Here is a 16,168-nt window from a genome sequence, read left to right on the forward strand (position 1 = left end):
CAATGGCCACGGCCGAGCCGTGCGCACCCCGTTGACAGCGCGGAGGGCCTCCCTTACGGTCGCGCCACCATTTCGAACAGGTGACGAAATTTCGAACAACCAGGGAGTCGCTCACCGTGCGGATCACGGGAATCACCACACATGTCGTCGGAACACCCTGGCGGAACCTTACGTATGTGCTCGTGCACACCGACGAGGGCCTGACCGGCGTCGGCGAGACACGCATGCTCGGCCGCACCGACGCGCTCGTCGGCTATCTGCGGGAGGCGCAGGCCAACCACATCGCGGGCTCCGACCCCTTCGCCGTCGAGGACCTGGTCCGCCGGATGAAGTACGGCGACTACGGCCGGGCCGGCGAGATCGTCATGTCCGGCATAGCCGTCGTCGAGATGGCCTGCTGGGACATCAAGGGCAAGGCGCTCGGCGTGCCGGTCTGGCAGCTGCTCGGCGGCAAGGTCACGGACCGGGTCAAGGCGTACGCGAACGGCTGGTACACCACCGAGCGCACCCCTGAGGCGTACCACGAAGCCGCCCGTGGCGTGGTGGCGCGCGGCTACCGGGCGCTGAAGATCGACCCGTTCGGCACCGGCCACTTCGAACTCGACGCCGAGCGGACCCGGTACGCGGTCTCCCTCATCGAGGCAGTCCGCGACGCGATCGGCCCCGACGCCGAACTCATGCTGGAGATGCACGGGCGCTTCTCCCCCTCCACGGCGGTACGGCTGGCCCGCGACCTGGCGCCGTTCCGGCCGGCCTGGCTGGAGGAACCGGTCCCGCCGGAGAACCTGAAGGCCCTGGAGAAGGTCGCCGCCAAAGTGGACCTGCCGATCGCGACCGGCGAGCGGATCCACGACCGGATCGAGTTCCGGGAGCTGTTCGAGGCGCAGGCGGCGGACGTCATCCAGCCGGACCTCGGGCACATCGGCGGCATCCTGGAGACCCGCAAGCTCGCCGCGACCGCCGAGGCCCACTACGTGACGGTGGCACCGCACAACGTCGGCGGCTCGGTGCTCACCGCCGCCTCACTCCAACTCGCCGCCTGCACACCGAACTTCAAGATCCTGGAACACTTCAACGACTTCGCGGACGCCGAGATCAAGAAGGTGGTGCACGGAGCGCCCGAGGTGGATCCGGAGACGGGCTGCTTCGCGATCTCGCACGCACCCGGCCTGGGCGTCGAGCTCGACGTGGACGCGGCGGCCGAGTTCCCGCAGCAGCGGGCCCGGTTCGACCTGTGGGCCGAGGGCTGGGAGCGGAGGACGCCGCGGTGAGCCGTGCGGTGGTGGTCCTCACACCCGGCCGGCACCGGCTCGTGACACGGGAGATCCCCGAGCCTGGCCCCGGCGAGGTCCTCGTGCGGGTCGCCGCCGCGGGCATCTGTTTGAGCGACCGGGAGCTGTACGACGGGCATCGCGCCCCCGGCTTCGTCCGCTACCCCGTCGTTCCTGGCCACGAGTGGGCCGGCACGGTGGAGGCGGTCGGCGACGGGGTCGACACCTCCCTCCTGGGGCGGGGCTGCGTCGCCGAGGGCTTCCGCTCCTGCGGAAGGTGCGAGCGGTGCCGGCACGGGGAGACCAGTCTGTGCACGGCGGGGTACGCGGAGACCGGCTTCACCGAGCCGGGCGCCTTCGCCGACCATCTGCTCGTCCCCTCGCGGCTGCTGCACCCGCTGCCCGAGGGCGCCGACCTGCGCGCCGCCGCCCTCGTCGAACCCGCCGCCGTGATCGCCGCGGCGGTACGGGCCGGGCGTCCCCGGCCGGGCGAGCGGATCGCGGTGGTGGGGGCCGGCACGCTGGGGCTGCTCGCCGTCCAGTGGCTGGCCGGCTCCTCCCCCGCCGAACTCACGGTGGTCGACCCCCGGGCGGCGCGCGGCGAACTGGCGCTGCGGCACGGCGCCGACGAGGCCCTCACCCCGGAGGAGGCCACCGCGTCGCACGGCCGCTTCGACCTGGTCGTGGAGACCGCCGGGGCGCCCTCCACCGCCGCCTCCTCGTGCCTCCTCGCCCGGCGGGGCGGGCGGGTGGTCCTGACCGGCATGTTCACCGAGGGGGCCGCCGGGATCGACCCCGTCCACCTGTCGGTGAGCCAGCTGGAAGTGCGCAGCGTCTTCGGGGCGCCGTCCGTGGCCTGGGCCGACGCGGTGAGCGCCTTCGGCCGGGGCCTGCTCGATCCCGGGCCGCTGGTCACCCATGAGTTCCCGCTGGAGGAGTTCGGCGCGGCCGTCGCCCTGGTGGGCGGCGGGGACCCGGCCGTCGGGAAGGTGCTGCTGCGCCCCTGAGGGGGCGGCCGGAGCGCATGTCGTCCAGCCGGGCCGTGGCTGGTGCCGTATCCCCGAACTTCGTCCGACATCCCGAACCACCCGAGGAATCCCCGTATCACGACCGACTCGCCCCGAGGAGACGCGTGACCCCGCACCCGAAACCCACCCGCCGTCCCGGCGCCGACGCGCTCGCCCGGATCGGCCACTCCTTCCCCACGCTCGACCCCGCCCGCGCCTCCCCGCACGCCTTCCCCGACGGCGGTACCTGGCGGACCGAGATCCCCTCCGTCGAAGGCCCGGAGGCACTGGCCGTCGTCCTGAAGGAGAGCACCCGCCTCGGCGTGCCCGTGCACCGGATCAGCCAGGGCAGCGGCGTGTGGATGCTCACCGACGCCGAGATCACCGAGATGGTCGACGGCTGCGCCGAACACGGCGTCGAGCTCTGCCTGTTCACCGGACCACGCGGCACCTGGGACATCGGCGCCGCCACCCGCACCGACTCCGGCGGCGCCGGGCTGCGCGCCCGCGGCCACGACGCGCTCGCCGGCTGCGTCGAAGACGCCCTGCGCGCCGTCGAGTCGGGCGTCCGCTGCCTGCTCGTCGCCGACGAGGGCGTGCTGTGGACCCTGCACCGGCTGCGCGCGGCGGGCGCGTTGCCGGCCGACACCACCTTCAAGGCCTCCGCGCTCATCGGGCCGGTCAACCCCGCCTCGTACGCCGTGTACGAGCACCTCGGCGCCGACTCGCTCAACGTGCCCTCCGACCTCACCCTCGACCACCTCAGCGAGATCCGCCGGGCCAGCCGCGCCCCCATGGACCTGTATGTCGAGGCCCCCGACGACCTCGGCGGCTACGTCCGCATGTACGAGACGGCGGAGCTGATCCGGCGCGGCGCGCCGCTGTACCTCAAGTTCGGCCTGAGCAGGTCCGCCGGGATCTACCCGTACGGCGCCCATCTGCGCGAACACGCCCTGGCGACGGCGCGTGAGCGGGTGCGGCGCGGCCGCCTCGCCCTCGATCTGCTGGCCCGACACGGCGCCGACGGAGGCATGTCCCCGCTCGGCTCCCGGCACCCCGGCGAGCTCCGCCGCTTCCCCGTCCCGGAAACCCCCGAAGCCCCCGAAGCCCCCGAAGGGAACTGACCATGCGCACCCGCACCCTGCGTGCCGCAGCCGTGGCCGCGCTGCTCACCACACTCCTGGCCGCCTGCGGCCAGGAGGCCCGCGGCGGCAGCCGCTACCATCCCGACGCCGGCAAGGGCGGCACGATCGGCCTCGCCATGCCCACCAAGTCCTCCGAGCGGTGGATAGCCGACGGCGAGAACATGGCCGAGCAGTTCCGCAAGGCCGGCTACGCGACCGACCTGCAGTACGGCGACGACAAGGTCGAGAACCAGATCGCCCAGATCGAGAACATGATCACCAAGGGCCGCCGGCTCCTCGTGATCGCCGCCATCGACGGCTCCGCGCTCACCGAGGTCCTGAAGCGGGCGCACGAGGCGGGCATCCCCGTCATCTCGTACGACCGGCTCATCATGGGCACCGCGAACGTCGACTACTACGCCTCCTTCGACAACGAGCGGGTCGGCGAGCTCCAGGCGGCGTACATCGTGGAGCGGCTGAAGCTGGGCGCGCCCGTGAAGGGCGCGGGGAAGCCGTACGACATCGAGCTGTTCGCCGGCTCGCCGGACGACAACAACACCCGGTACTTCTTCAACGGCGCCATGAAGGTGCTGCAGCCCTACCTCTCCAGCGGCCGGCTGGTCGTGCGCAGCGGCCAGACGAAGCTGAACCAGACCACGACCCTGCGCTGGGACGGCGGCACCGCGCAGAAGCGGATGGACGACCTGATCAGCAAGAACTACGCCGAGGAGAGCGTCGACGCGGTCCTCTCGCCGTACGACGGGATCTCCATCGGGATCATCTCCGCGCTCAAGAGCGCCGGTTACGGCACCGCGGACCGGCCCCTGCCCGTCGTCACCGGGCAGGACGCCGAGCTCGCGTCGGTGAAGTCCATCATGCGCGGCGAGCAGACGCAGACCGTCTTCAAGGACACCCGCAAGCTGGCCGCCCGCGCGGTCGCGATGGGCGACGCCGTCCTGAACGGCCGGAAGCCCGAGGTCAACAACGTCGACGACTACGACAACGGAAAGAAGACCGTTCCCTCCTACCTGCTCGATCCGGTCAGCATCGACCGGACGAACACCCAGCTCCTGGTCCGCGAGGGCTACTTCACCGCGGGACAGCTCTCATGACCGGGCCCGCGGTCCTGGAGATGCGGTCCATCACCAAGACCTTCCCCGGGGTCACCGCGCTGAGCGGGGTCGACCTGACCGTGCGGGCCGGCGAGGTCCACGCGCTGTGCGGGGAGAACGGCGCGGGGAAGTCCACCCTGTTGAAGGTCCTCAGCGGCGTGCACCCGCACGGCTCGTACGAGGGCGAGATCAGCTTCGAGGGCGAGCCGGTCGCGTTCCGGGACATCCGCGCGAGCGAGCGGCGCGGCATCGTGATCATCCATCAGGAGCTGGCGCTCGTCCCCCACTTGTCGATCGCCGAGAACATCTTCCTCGGCAACGAGCGGACCCGGCGCGGCCGGATCGACTGGAACGAGACGCTGCGCAGCGCCGGCCGGCTCCTCGGGCGGGTCGGGCTGCCCGAGAACCCTGCGACGCCCGTGGCCGAACTCGGCGTCGGGCAGCAGCAGTTGGTGGAGATCGCCAAGGCCCTGTCGAAGGAGGTGCGGCTGCTCGTCCTCGACGAGCCGACGGCGGCGCTCGGCGCCGAGGACAGCGCCAAGCTGCTCGGTCTGATCCTGGAGCTGCGCGCCGAGGGCATCGCCTCCGTCCTCGTCTCCCACAAGCTGGACGAGATACGGCGGGTCGCGGACACCGTGACGGTGCTGCGCGACGGCCGCACCGTCGAGACGCTGCCGGTCCGCCCGTCCCCGGACGCCCCGGCCGGGCTCTCCGAGGACCGGATCATCCGCGGCATGGTCGGCCGCGACCTCGACCAGCGCTTCCCCGAGCGCACCCCGTACGAGGGCGAGGACGCCGGCAGGGTGGCGCTCGCCGTGCACGGCTGGACCGTGCACCACCCGGCGGACCCGCGGCGCACCGTCGTGGACGACGTGTCGCTGACCGTCCGCCGGGGTGAGATCGTCGGCATCGCGGGCCTGATGGGCGCGGGCCGCACCGAGCTCGCGATGTCGCTCTTCGGCCGCTCGTACGGGCGGTGGGCGGCGGGCAGCGTGGAGATCGACGGCCACGAGACGGACACGGGGACGGTGCCGCGGGCGATCGCCGCCGGACTCGCGTACGTGACGGAGGACCGCAAGCGCTACGGCCTCGTCCTCGGCGACACCGTCCACCGCAACGTCTCGCTGGCCTCGCTGCCCGGGATGCGGCGCCGCGGGGTCGTCGACGAGCTCGTGGAGCGCCGGGTCGCCGAGCGGTACCGCTCCACCATGAACATCAAGACGCCGACCGTCTTCGAGGAGGTCGGCCGGCTCTCCGGCGGCAACCAGCAGAAGGTCGTGCTCAGCAAGTGGATCCACGCCGACCCGCGGGTGCTGATCCTCGACGAGCCGACCCGCGGCATCGACGTGGGCGCCAAGTACGAGATCTACACCGTGATCGACCGGCTGGCCGCGCAGGGCAGGGCGGTGCTGTTCCTCTCCTCCGAGCTGCCGGAGCTGCTCGGGATGTGCGACCGGATCTACACGATGGCCGAGGGCCGGCTGACCGGTGAGGTCACCCGTGCCGACGCCGACCAGGAAACCCTGATGCGCCACATGACCAAGAGCCGAAGCTGAGGGCCCCGCCATGACCGTCTCGACCTCTTCCGCGCCCGACAAGGCGGCACCGCAGGCCGCGCAGCCGTCGGCCGCCGCACTGCTCCTGCGGGGCGTCCGGGCGAACATGCGCCAGTACGGCATGCTCGTCGCGCTCGCCTCCCTCGTCGTGCTGTTCCAGATCTGGACCGACGGCACGCTGCTGCTGCCGAACAACGTCTCCAACCTGGTGCAGCAGAACAGCTACATCCTGATCCTGGCCATGGGCATGATGATCGTCATCGTGGCCGGCCACATCGACCTGTCCGTGGGCTCGCTCGCCGCGTTCGTCGGGGCGCTCGCGGCGGTGCTGATGGTCCGCCACGACGTGCCCTGGCCGGCGGCTCTCGCGCTCTGCCTCCTCGTCGGGGCGCTCGCCGGCGCGTGGCAGGGGTACTTCATCGCGTACCTCGGCATCCCGTCCTTCATCGTGACGCTGGCCGGCATGCTGCTGTTCCGCGGCCTGACCCAGATCTTCCTCGAGGGCCGCTCGCTCGCGCCGTTCCCCGACGGCTTCCAGAACATGGCCAAGGGCTTCATCCCCGAGATGGGCCCGTACACGCAGTACCACAACCCGACGCTCCTCCTCGGCCTGGTGACGGTCGTCCTCCTCCTGCTGCGCGAGACGCGCGACCGCAAGCGGCAGCTGGCGTACGAGCTCGACGTGCTGCCGACGGGCCTGTGGGTGCTGAAGTGCGTCGCGATGACGGCCGCGGTCACCGCCTTCACGCTCACGCTCGCGAGCTTCCACGGCGTGCCGGTGGTCATGCTCATCATGTGTGCGCTGCTGATCGGCCTCGGTTACGTGATGCGCAACGCGGTCGTCGGCCGGCACGTCTACGCCCTGGGCGGCAACAAGGCGGCGGCGAAGCTCTCGGGCGTCAAGGACCGGCGGGTCACCTTCCTGGTCTTCGTGAACATGGGCGCCCTGGCAGCCCTCGCGGGCTGCGTCTACGCGGCCCGCCTCAACGCGGGCACGCCACAGGCCGGCCTCAACTTCGAACTGGAGGCGATCGCGGCCGCGTTCATCGGCGGCGCGTCGATGAACGGCGGCGTCGGCACGGTGATGGGCGCGGTGATCGGCGGCCTGGTGCTCGGCGTCCTCAACAACGGCATGTCCCTGGTCGGCATCGGCACGGACTACCAGCAGGTCATCAAGGGCCTCGTCCTGCTCGCGGCGGTCGGCTTCGACGTGTGGAACAAGCGCCGGGTCGGCCGCTAGCCCAAGGACACGGCCCGGCCGTCCCAGGCGTCGCGGTCCACCAGGTCCAGGACGAGGGCGGCGATGTTCCAGGCGTCGTCCTCGCCCCGGTGGTGGCGGCCTTCCAGCGGGAGCCCGGCGATGCGCAGTGCTCCCGCCATGCCGGGGCGCTTGCGCAGGCCGTACGCCTCGGTGAAGGCGGCCTTGGCGTTGGTGTGGCCGCGCTCCGCCGGGCGACCGAACGGGTAGGCCACCCCGGTGGCACGGCACTGGCGGTCGAACTGGTTGCGGTCGTAGTCGCCCCAGCTCGCCCAGGGGCGCTGCCGCGCGTCGTGCTCGTCGGCGAGGATCCGGCAGGCGTCGGCGAAGGTCACCCCGCCGGCCACGTCGTCCGGTGTCAGGCCGGTCAGTTCCGTGCAGAAGGCACTGACCTCCGAACGGGCCGGCCGCACCACGATGCCGTGCCGGGACACGCGGCGTCGTGCCGTCAGGTCGACGACGGTGAGCCCGATCTCGATGATCTCGCTCACCGCACCGGGCGGCGGCCGGCCGTCCCAGCAGGTGGCCTCGACATCGATGACGTTCAGCAGGGCGGGGGTGCTGTCCATGGCGCCAGGTTAGGGAAGCGGCCCGGACTGCGGCATCCCCATTTACCGTCGGGGCCTTCCGGCGACGGGCGGGCCCATGGACGAGCGTAGAATTGTCATGTTCAGGGGCACCCCTCGCGAGGGTGCGGAAAGGCGTCGTGCAGGATCAGGCCATGAAGTTCACCAGCAGACGCACCGTCCTCACCTCCGTCGCCGCCGTGGCGGCGAGCCTGCCCACCCTGAACGCCGTCGTCGGCAACGGCGCCACGCCCGCCGCCGCCGCCGACCTGTACGCCTCCAACACCGAGCTGTACACGCGTACCGCCGACAAGGAGGGCATCGACTGGATGCGCCGCTTCCGCTGCGGCGCCCCGGTCCAGCTCGCGGACAACGCCCGCACCACGAGCGTCACCGTCAGCAGCACGGCGATCGTCACGCCGCACGGCGGCGGCATCGAGGCGGGCACCAGCGAGCTGTGCATGGCGATCGCCGGCTACAAGCCCTTCGACGCGGACACCGACCCGGCGGACGCGGCGGTGGCGGGCCTGGTGCAGCGCGACTACTGGATGTTCGAGGCGCTGGCGAACTCGGCCGCGCAGCACGTCACCTCGACGCACTGCGACGACCCGGCCGCCCTCGCGGTCTGCGCCAACAACCTGTACGCCGTCTCGCTGCACGGCTTCGAGCCGGACGACGACGCCAACGCCAAGCGGATCGTCATCGGCGGCCTCGACCAGCGGCTGAAGCTCAACCTGGCCGCGGCCTTCGCCCGGCACGGCCTCACCACCGACCTGGGCGTGACCGTGGTCGTCGGGGGCACCGACCCGGGCATCGACGGCAACCACCCCATGAACATCGTCAACCGCACGCGCACCGCCGCCGGCGCCCAGCTGGAGATATCCACCGCGCTGCGCAGGGCGATGTTCGGCGACTTCTCGAGCGGCTCCAAGCGCCGGACGACCGCCGGCGTGCCGAGCACCGGCAACCCCGACGCGGCCCGCTACTGGAACGGCTTCGTCGACGCCGTGCGCGAGGGGATCACCGACCACGAGCGCGGCCTCGCCCGCTGAGGCCGCTCCGTCGGAGGCGCGAACCCGCCGCGTACGGCGCCCCGGCGTCCGGAGCCGTCCGTGGCCGTCACGGTGTACGCGTCGGCTCGGGCGTCCCGCCGCGCCCTCGGCGTGGTCGTACTGGGCGGCGAAGACATGCCGGCCGGCGGGCGCCGTGCGGCCAGGCCTGAGGATCCAGCGGTAGACGAGGAAGCCGGCCTGCTCGTGTGCCGAGACGGTGAAGTCCTCGGCGGGCAGGGTGCGCCAGTTGCCGGTGCCGGCGACGCCGCCGGTCTGGGCGACCCGCAGCTCGACGGTGAGTGCGGTCAGCGGCTGCGCGGTGGTCAGGGTGAGGTCGCTCTGGGCCCAGTAGCGGTTGCTGGCGGGGTCGATGACGCCGGTGGCGGTGAGGCAACGGGGCGGGGGCGGTCACGCCGGCCGCGGGCACGGCCGGCCGGGAGGGCCGTCAAGCGCCGTCACGGCGAAGCCGCCGCCCGCGACGACCGCGGCAACGGCCAGGGCCGCGCAGGCCGTCCTCAGCCAGGGTGCGGGGCCCAGGCCGACGGGACGCACGGGGGCCGCGGACGGGACCGTGGCCATGCCGCGCTCGACCCTGGCCAGCATCCGGGCGCGGTCGGGCACATGGGCGCCCGCCGCGTGGCGAAGCCCTGCGCCGCCTGGGCGGGCGGCCCGACGGCCAGCAGCCCGGCGGGCAGGGCGAGTAGGGCGGCCAGCGCGGTCAGGGACCGGCGTGGTCCCCACGGTCTGCGTGGTCGTGGTGGCATGGGGTGGTTCTCCTCGCGGCTCGGGAGACGGGGGATGTGCCGGCGGGGCACGGTCAGGCTCTGAACCAGTGGGAGCGCTCCCACTGTGCAGACCGGACGCTACGCCGTCAAGGCACCCGAAGAGGTGAAGGCATCCGGTGCGGGAATTTGGCCAACTCCTCTTTTCCTTGACGCCAGTTGACGCTACGGTCTGCCCGACCAGTGGGAGCGGTTCCATCCAGCGGCACGCCATCAGGGGCGTGCCCTCGCTGTGAGGACTCGCTCATGCGACATCCCCCACGTCTGACAGCGCTGCTCGCGGGAGCGGCGCTCACGGCGGCGAGCACCGCGCTCGCCCTCTCGGGTTCGGCCTCAGGAGCCGCGGCCGCACCCGCCTGCACGGTGGAGTACTCGGTCGCCGGCCAGTGGGCCGGCGGCTTCCAGGGCGCCGTCACCGTCACCAACAACAGTGCCGCGCTGAGCGGTTGGAGCCTCGGCTTCGACTTCCCGGCCGGTCAGGTCGTGAGTCAGGGCTGGGGCGGGAAGTGGTCCCAGTCCGAGAAGTCCGTGACCGTCGTGAACGAGAGCTGGAACGGCGCGCTCGGCACGGGCGCCAAGGTGACGGCGGGCTTCATCGCGTCCTGGAGGGGCGCCAACACCGCCCCGACCGCGTTCACGCTGGACGGCACGCCCTGCGACACGGACACCCCGACACCGACACCCACTCCGACGACGCCGACACCGACACCGACACCGACACCCACCGATCCGACCACCCCGCCCACGACTCCCCCGGCCCCGGCCCCAGGCGCACCCGAGCTGAGCGTGTCCGGAAACCGGCTCACCGACCAGAACGGCGCCACCCGCCGTCTTCTCGGCGTGAACCGGTCCGGCGGCGAGTTCATGTGCGTGCAGGGCCACGGCATCTTCGACGGCCCCGTCGACGACGCCTCGGTCCAGGCGATCGCCGACTGGAAGGCCAACACGGTCCGCATCCCGCTCAACGAGGAGTGCTGGCTCGGCCTGGACAACATCAAGCCCGAATACCGCGGCACGAACTACATCAACGCCGTGAAGGACCTGGTCGGCCGGGTGATCGCGCACGGCATGACCCCGGTGGTCGAGCTGCACTGGACGTACGGCCGGTACGCCGGCAACTCCGCGGGCTGCGCCGACGTGCACGCCTCCTGCCAGAAACCGATGCCGGACGCCCGGTACAGCCCGGCGTTCTGGAGCTCGGTCGCGGACACCTTCAGGAACGACGGGCGGGTCGTCTTCGACCTGTTCAACGAGCCCTACCCCGACCGGGCGACCTCCACCGCCGGCCAGGCCTGGACCTGCTGGCGCGACGGCGGGACCTGCCCCGGCATCGGCTACGAGGTCGCCGGCATGCAGGACCTGGTGGACGCGGTCCGCGCGACCGGAGCGCGGAACCTGCTCCTGGTGCCCGGTCTCGCGTACTCCAACGACCTGAGCCAGTGGCTCACGTACCGCCCCACCGACCCGGCGGGCCGCACCGCCGCCGCCTGGCACGTCTACAACTTCAACACCTGCGCCGACGAGACGTGCTGGACCTCCACCCTCGCCCCGGTCGCCGCCCAGGTTCCCCTGGTGGCGGGCGAGATCGGCGAGAACACCTGCGGACACGCCTTCGTCGACCGCGTCATGAAGTGGTTCGACGACCGCGCCCTGTCGTACCTCGGCTGGACCTGGAACACCTGGAACTGCAACTCCGGGCCGGCGCTCATCACCTCGTACGACGGCACCCCCACCGCATTCGGCATCGGGCTGCGCGACCACCTGCGCACCCTGAACGGAAACTGAAAGGGCAACCCACCCCCATGAGCCGCACAACCAGCCGCACCGCCCTGCTCGCGGCCCTCGGCCTGATCACGGCGACCGGTGCCACCGCGACCGTGTTCGGCACGGCCGCCGCGGGCGCCGCCACCCCGGGCTGCCGGGTCGACTACCAGATAACCAGCCAGTGGAACACCGGCTTCGGCGCCAACGTGACCGTCACCAACACCGGCGACCCGGTCTCCGCCTGGACCCTGGAGTGGTCCTTCGCCGGCGACCAGCGGGTCACCCAGGGCTGGAACGCCGCGATCGCCCAGTCCGGCGCCGCCGTCACCGCCAGAAACGTCTCCTACAACGGCGCTCTGGTCACGGGCGGTTCGACGTCCTTCGGCTTCAACGGCTCCTACGGCGGGACCAACGCCGTGCCGACGGTCTTCAAGCTGAACGGCGTCGTCTGCAACGGCGCGACCGAGCCCACGACTCCCCCGACGACGCCACCGACCACCCCGCCGACGACACCCCCGACCACCCCGCCGCCGGCCGGCACCAAGGCCGACAACCCGTACGCCGGCGCCAAGGTGTACGTGAACCCCGAGTGGTCCGCCAGGGCGGCGGCCGAGCCGGGCGGCACCAGGATCTCCCAGCAGCCGACCGGCGTCTGGCTCGACCGGATCGCCGCCGTCAACGGCTCCGCCACCTCCATGGGCCTGCGCGCCCACCTCGACGAGGCCCTCAAGCAGAAGGGCAGCGGCGAGCTCGTCGTCCAGCTGGTCATCTACAACCTGCCCGGCCGCGACTGCGCCGCGCTCGCCTCCAACGGCGAGCTGGGCCCGACGGAGATCGACAAGTACAAGACGCAGTACATCGACCCGATCGCGACGGTCCTCGCCGACCCGAAGTACGCGGGCCTGCGGATCGTCAACACGGTCGAGATCGACTCGCTGCCCAACCTCGTCACCAACGTCTCCGGGCGCCCCACGGCGACCGCGAACTGCGACGTGATGAAGGCCAACGGCAACTACGTCAAGGGCGTCGGCTACGCGCTGAACAAGCTCGGCTCGATCGCCAACGTCTACAACTACGTGGACGCCGGCCACCACGGCTGGCTCGGCTGGGACGACAACTTCGGCCCCTCCGCCGACCTGTTCAAGACCGCCGCGACCGCCGAGGGCTCGACCGTCGCCAACGTCCACGGCTTCATCGTCAACACCGCCAACTACAGCGCCCTGAAGGAGGACCACTTCACGATCGACGACTCCGTGAACGGGGTCTCGGTGCGCCAGTCGAAGTGGGTCGACTGGAACCGCTACACCGACGAACTGTCCTACGCCCAGGCGATGCGCGACAAGCTGGTCTCGATCGGTTTCGACTCCAGGATCGGCATGCTGATCGACACCTCCCGCAACGGCTGGGGCGGCACCGCCCGGCCCGCCGGCCCGGGCGCGACGACCGACGTGAACACCTACGTGAACGGCGGCCGCTACGACCGCCGCATCCACCTCGGCAACTGGTGCAACCAGTCGGGTGCGGGTCTGGGTGAGCGGCCCCAGGCGGCTCCGGCCGCGGGCATCGACGCGTACGTGTGGATGAAGCCCCCGGGCGAGTCCGACGGCTCGAGCGAGGAGATCCCGAACAACGAGGGCAAGGGCTTCGACCGGATGTGCGACCCGACGTACACGGGCAACGCCCGCAACGGGAACAGCATGTCCGGCGCGCTCCCGGACGCCCCGATCTCGGGCCAGTGGTTCTCGGCCCAGTTCCGGGAACTCCTGAAGAACGCCCACCCGGCGCTGTGACGCCCTGACACCGACGCACACGACGGCGGGCCGGAACCCCTCGGGGTCCCGGCCCGTCCGCGTACGCCGGGGACGAGTCGTCCCTGTACGTCCGAAGCGGGTCCTCCGGTTACGCTCAGGACGAGTCCCGCACCACCAGCTCCGTCGGCAGTACCCGGCTCGGCTGGGCGGCCGCTCCGGCGGTGCCGCCGATCTCCTGGAGGAGCATCCGGGCCATGGTGCGGCCCATCTCCTCGATGGGCTGGCGGACACTGGTGAGCGGCGGGTCGAGCAGACGGGCCACGGCCGAGTCGTCCACGCCCACCAGGGCGACGTCCTCGGGGACGCGGCGGCCCGATTCACGCAGGATGCCGCGGGCGCCGGCCGCCATGACGTCGGAGGCGGCGAAGACGGCGTCCAGGTCCGGGGCGCGCTCGATCAGTGCGCGCATCGCGCGGCGTCCGCCTTCCTCGGTGAAGTCACCGGTGGCGACGAGGAGTTCGTCCGGTTCGAGGCCCGCCGCCGCGATGCCCTCGCGGTAGCCGTCGAGGCGGGCGCGGGCCACGTACATGTCGAGGGGGCCGGTGATGGTGGCGATGCGGCGCCGGCCGCGGCCGGCGAGGTGGCCGACCGCGGCGCGCCCGGCGCCGGCGTTGTCGGAGTCGACGTAGGCGGCGGACTCCTCGGCGGCGCGACGGCCGTTGAGGACGACCGGGAGGCCGAGTTCGCGGACCAGTTCGGGCAGCGGATCGTCGGCGTGGACGGAGGCCAGCAGGACGCCGTCCACCCGCTGCGCGGCGAGGTACTGCTCGAAGCGCTGCCGCTCCCGCTCGGTGCGCACCAGGGTGAGCAGCAGCTGCTTGTCCGCCTCGCCGAGTTCGGCGCTGACCCCGCGGATGATGTCGAGGAAGTACGGCTCGGCGAAGAGGCGGGCCTCGGTCTCGGGGATGACGAGGGCGATGGCGTCGGTGCGGCTGCCGGCGAGCGCGCGGGCGGCCTGGTTCGGTACGTAGCCGAGCTCCTCGATGGCCCGGTGGACGGCCTGGCGGGCCTGTTCGCTCACCCGGGGCGAGCCGTTGATCACCCGGGACACGGTGCCCCGGCCGACCCCGGCCCTGGCCGCGACCTCTTCCAGCGTGGGCCTGCCACTCTGCCGTCCGCTCACGCCTTCGTACTCCCCTCGTGCGGGCATCGCCCGATGCGGCGATCAGGTCAAGATAGGCCACGATCCCTGCTCCCGTCAGAAGCGGCGCCGTTCGACACCCGAAGGATGGGAGCGCTCCCACAGTAGCGGATTCCGGGCAAGCATCCCGCCGGTCCCCGCCCCGTAACGAATCCGCGTTCACGTCTTGACACCGACACCCGCCAGGCAGCAACCTTCCGGCAACGACGACGTGGGAGCGCTCCCATCACGGGGCGCGCAACGGTCCCTACCGGCCCGAGCCGAGCCGCGAGAGCCGCCGGACCCCCTGGCGCACAACGAGCACCACCTTGGACGAGGAGAGTGGAATGCGCACTTCCAGCAGCAGACGGGCCCCCGGCCGCGCGCGCCGCACCGCCGTCACGGCGGTCGCGGCCCTGACCGCCGGCACGGCCCTGCTCACCGGCTGCGGCGGCGACGGAGAGGACGCCGCCGGGGACGGGACGATCACGCTGCGGGTCGGAACCTTCGGTTCCTTCGGCTACGACGACAAGACGGGCGCCAAGCTCTACGCCGAGTACGAGAAGTCGCACCCCGGCATCAAGATCGTCGAGTCGAACGTCGCCGACGGCCAGAAGTACTGGGACACCCTCAAGCTGCGCCTCTCCCGCAACAGCGGCCTCGCCGACGTCCAGGCCGTCGAGGTCGGCTACATCGCCGAGGCCACCGGCGCCTCGATGGCCGACAAGTGGGTCGACCTCTCCAGGAACGGCGGCGCCGACCTCGGTGCCTTCCTCGACTGGAAGGTCAAGCAGGCCACCACCGCCGACGGCAGGGTCATCGGCCTCGGCACCGACATCGGCCCCATGGCGATCTGCTACAACAAGGAGCTCTTCGCCAAGGCCAGGCTGCCCACCGAGCGCACCGAGGTCGGCCGGCTGTGGGCCGGCGACTGGTCGAAGTTCCTGGAGGCCGGCAAGACGTACCGGAAGAGCGCCCCCGCCGGGACCTTCTTCCACGACTCGGCGAGCGGTCTGTTCAACGCCGTCGTCTCCAGCGAGCCCGAGCAGTACGCCGGCGCCGGCGGCGAACTCGCCTGGGAGAACAGCCCCGGCGTGAGGAAGGCCTGGGACACCGCCGTCGCCGCGGCGCAGAGCGGCATCACCGCCAAGCTCCGCCAGTTCGACGAGAAGGGCACCTGGAACGCCGCCTTCAAGAACTCGAAGTTCGCCACCGTCGCCTGCCCCAGCTGGATGACCGGAATCATCAAGGACCAGGCCGGCTCGGCCAACCAGGGCAAGTGGGACATCGCCTCGCCTCCGGTGGCGGGCAACTGGGGCGGCGCCTTCCTGGCCGTGCCCAAGTCGGGCAAGCACACCAAGGAGGCCGCGGAGCTGGCCGCCTGGCTGACCGCCCCCGAACAGCACGCCAAGGTGTTCGCGGTGAACGGCAACATCCCCTCCACCAAGAACACCCTCTCCTCGTCCGCGGTCGTCGGCGCCAAGCTGCCGTACTTCGGCGACACCCCGGTCGGCGAGATCTTCGCGGCCGCCGCGGCCGGCATCCGCCCGGCTCCGATCAGCCGCTGGGACGGCCAGGTGAAGACCTTCCTCACCGACAACGGCATCCTCGACATCGAACAGCGGGGCACCGATCCGGCGAAGGCCTGGGAGAACGTCAAGAAGCTGGTCGACGACAAGATCGACCAGTAGCGGGAGGGCGGTGGGGGCCGGCCGTCCGTGGCGGGCCCCCACCGAGCAGCTCCA

Annotated in this window: 12 protein-coding genes and 1 pseudogene; 10 read left to right on the forward strand and 3 right to left on the reverse strand. The window is 71.8% G+C overall.

Going from position 1 to position 16,168, the window contains the following annotated elements:
- Positions 1–116: 116 nt before the first annotated feature.
- From ACIGEZ_RS28305 to mmsB, 6 genes are all read left to right on the forward strand, one after another.
- Positions 117–1,271, forward strand: coding sequence for a mandelate racemase/muconate lactonizing enzyme family protein (locus ACIGEZ_RS28305; RefSeq protein WP_399836284.1), 1,155 nt, complete (start codon positions 117–119; stop codon positions 1,269–1,271).
- Positions 1,268–2,278, forward strand: a complete 1,011-nt coding sequence (locus ACIGEZ_RS28310) for a zinc-binding dehydrogenase (RefSeq protein ID WP_399836286.1) — start codon at positions 1,268–1,270, stop codon at positions 2,276–2,278. Before ACIGEZ_RS28305 ends, ACIGEZ_RS28310 begins: the two co-directional genes overlap by 4 nt.
- Positions 2,279–2,403: 125 nt before the next feature.
- On the forward strand, positions 2,404–3,402 hold the full coding sequence (locus ACIGEZ_RS28315; protein ID WP_399836288.1) for a hypothetical protein: 999 nt from the start codon (positions 2,404–2,406) through the stop codon (positions 3,400–3,402).
- Positions 3,403–3,404: 2 nt separating this feature from the next.
- Complete coding sequence (chvE, locus tag ACIGEZ_RS28320) at positions 3,405–4,514, forward strand: multiple monosaccharide ABC transporter substrate-binding protein (protein WP_399836290.1); 1,110 nt, start codon at positions 3,405–3,407, stop codon at positions 4,512–4,514.
- On the forward strand, positions 4,511–6,070 hold the full coding sequence (gene mmsA / locus ACIGEZ_RS28325) for a multiple monosaccharide ABC transporter ATP-binding protein (RefSeq protein ID WP_399836293.1): 1,560 nt from the start codon (positions 4,511–4,513) through the stop codon (positions 6,068–6,070). Before chvE ends, mmsA begins: the two co-directional genes overlap by 4 nt.
- Positions 6,071–6,080: 10 nt before the next feature.
- Positions 6,081–7,310 carry a multiple monosaccharide ABC transporter permease gene (gene mmsB / locus ACIGEZ_RS28330; RefSeq protein WP_399836296.1) on the forward strand — a complete coding sequence of 410 codons (1,230 nt, stop codon included), beginning with the start codon at positions 6,081–6,083 and terminating at the stop codon, positions 7,308–7,310.
- On the opposite strand, the gene ACIGEZ_RS28335 is transcribed toward mmsB, so the two are convergent.
- Positions 7,307–7,897: an exonuclease domain-containing protein gene (locus tag ACIGEZ_RS28335; protein ID WP_399836299.1), complete on the reverse strand. Its 591-nt coding sequence runs from the start codon at positions 7,895–7,897 to the stop codon at positions 7,307–7,309. The genes mmsB and ACIGEZ_RS28335 overlap by 4 nt on opposite strands.
- Before the next feature lie 152 nt (positions 7,898–8,049).
- Between ACIGEZ_RS28335 and ACIGEZ_RS28340 the strand changes: the two genes are divergently transcribed.
- Positions 8,050–8,946, forward strand: coding sequence for a poly-gamma-glutamate hydrolase family protein (locus ACIGEZ_RS28340; protein ID WP_399836301.1), 897 nt, complete (start codon positions 8,050–8,052; stop codon positions 8,944–8,946).
- On the opposite strand, the pseudogene ACIGEZ_RS28345 reads toward ACIGEZ_RS28340, so the two are convergent.
- Positions 8,877–9,567: pseudogene (locus tag ACIGEZ_RS28345) on the reverse strand (hypothetical protein). The gene ACIGEZ_RS28340 and the pseudogene ACIGEZ_RS28345 sit on opposite strands and share 70 nt — an antisense overlap.
- A gap of 407 nt (positions 9,568–9,974) precedes the next feature.
- Between ACIGEZ_RS28345 and ACIGEZ_RS28350 the strand changes: the two are divergent.
- Both ACIGEZ_RS28350 and ACIGEZ_RS28355 read left to right on the forward strand, forming a co-directional pair.
- Positions 9,975–11,513: a cellulase family glycosylhydrolase gene (locus tag ACIGEZ_RS28350; protein WP_399836304.1), complete on the forward strand. Its 1,539-nt coding sequence runs from the start codon at positions 9,975–9,977 to the stop codon at positions 11,511–11,513.
- A gap of 17 nt (positions 11,514–11,530) precedes the next feature.
- A complete protein-coding gene (locus ACIGEZ_RS28355) occupies positions 11,531–13,282 on the forward strand; it encodes a glycoside hydrolase family 6 protein (protein ID WP_399836307.1) in 1,752 nt (583 codons plus the stop codon).
- Between the two features lie 115 nt (positions 13,283–13,397).
- Here the strand turns inward: ACIGEZ_RS28355 and ACIGEZ_RS28360 are convergent, their stop codons facing one another.
- The gene (locus ACIGEZ_RS28360; protein WP_399836310.1) at positions 13,398–14,426 is read right to left on the reverse strand and encodes a LacI family DNA-binding transcriptional regulator; all 1,029 of its coding nucleotides are present in this window, start codon (positions 14,424–14,426) and stop codon (positions 13,398–13,400) included.
- Positions 14,427–14,770: 344 nt separating this feature from the next.
- Between ACIGEZ_RS28360 and ACIGEZ_RS28365 the strand changes: the two genes are divergently transcribed.
- The gene (locus ACIGEZ_RS28365; protein WP_399836312.1) at positions 14,771–16,114 is read left to right on the forward strand and encodes an ABC transporter substrate-binding protein; all 1,344 of its coding nucleotides are present in this window, start codon (positions 14,771–14,773) and stop codon (positions 16,112–16,114) included.
- The last annotated feature ends 54 nt before the right edge of the window (positions 16,115–16,168 follow it).

The sequence above is a fragment of the Streptomyces sp. NPDC085481 genome (assembly GCF_044541845.1).
GTDB lineage: Bacteria > Actinomycetota > Actinomycetes > Streptomycetales > Streptomycetaceae > Streptomyces.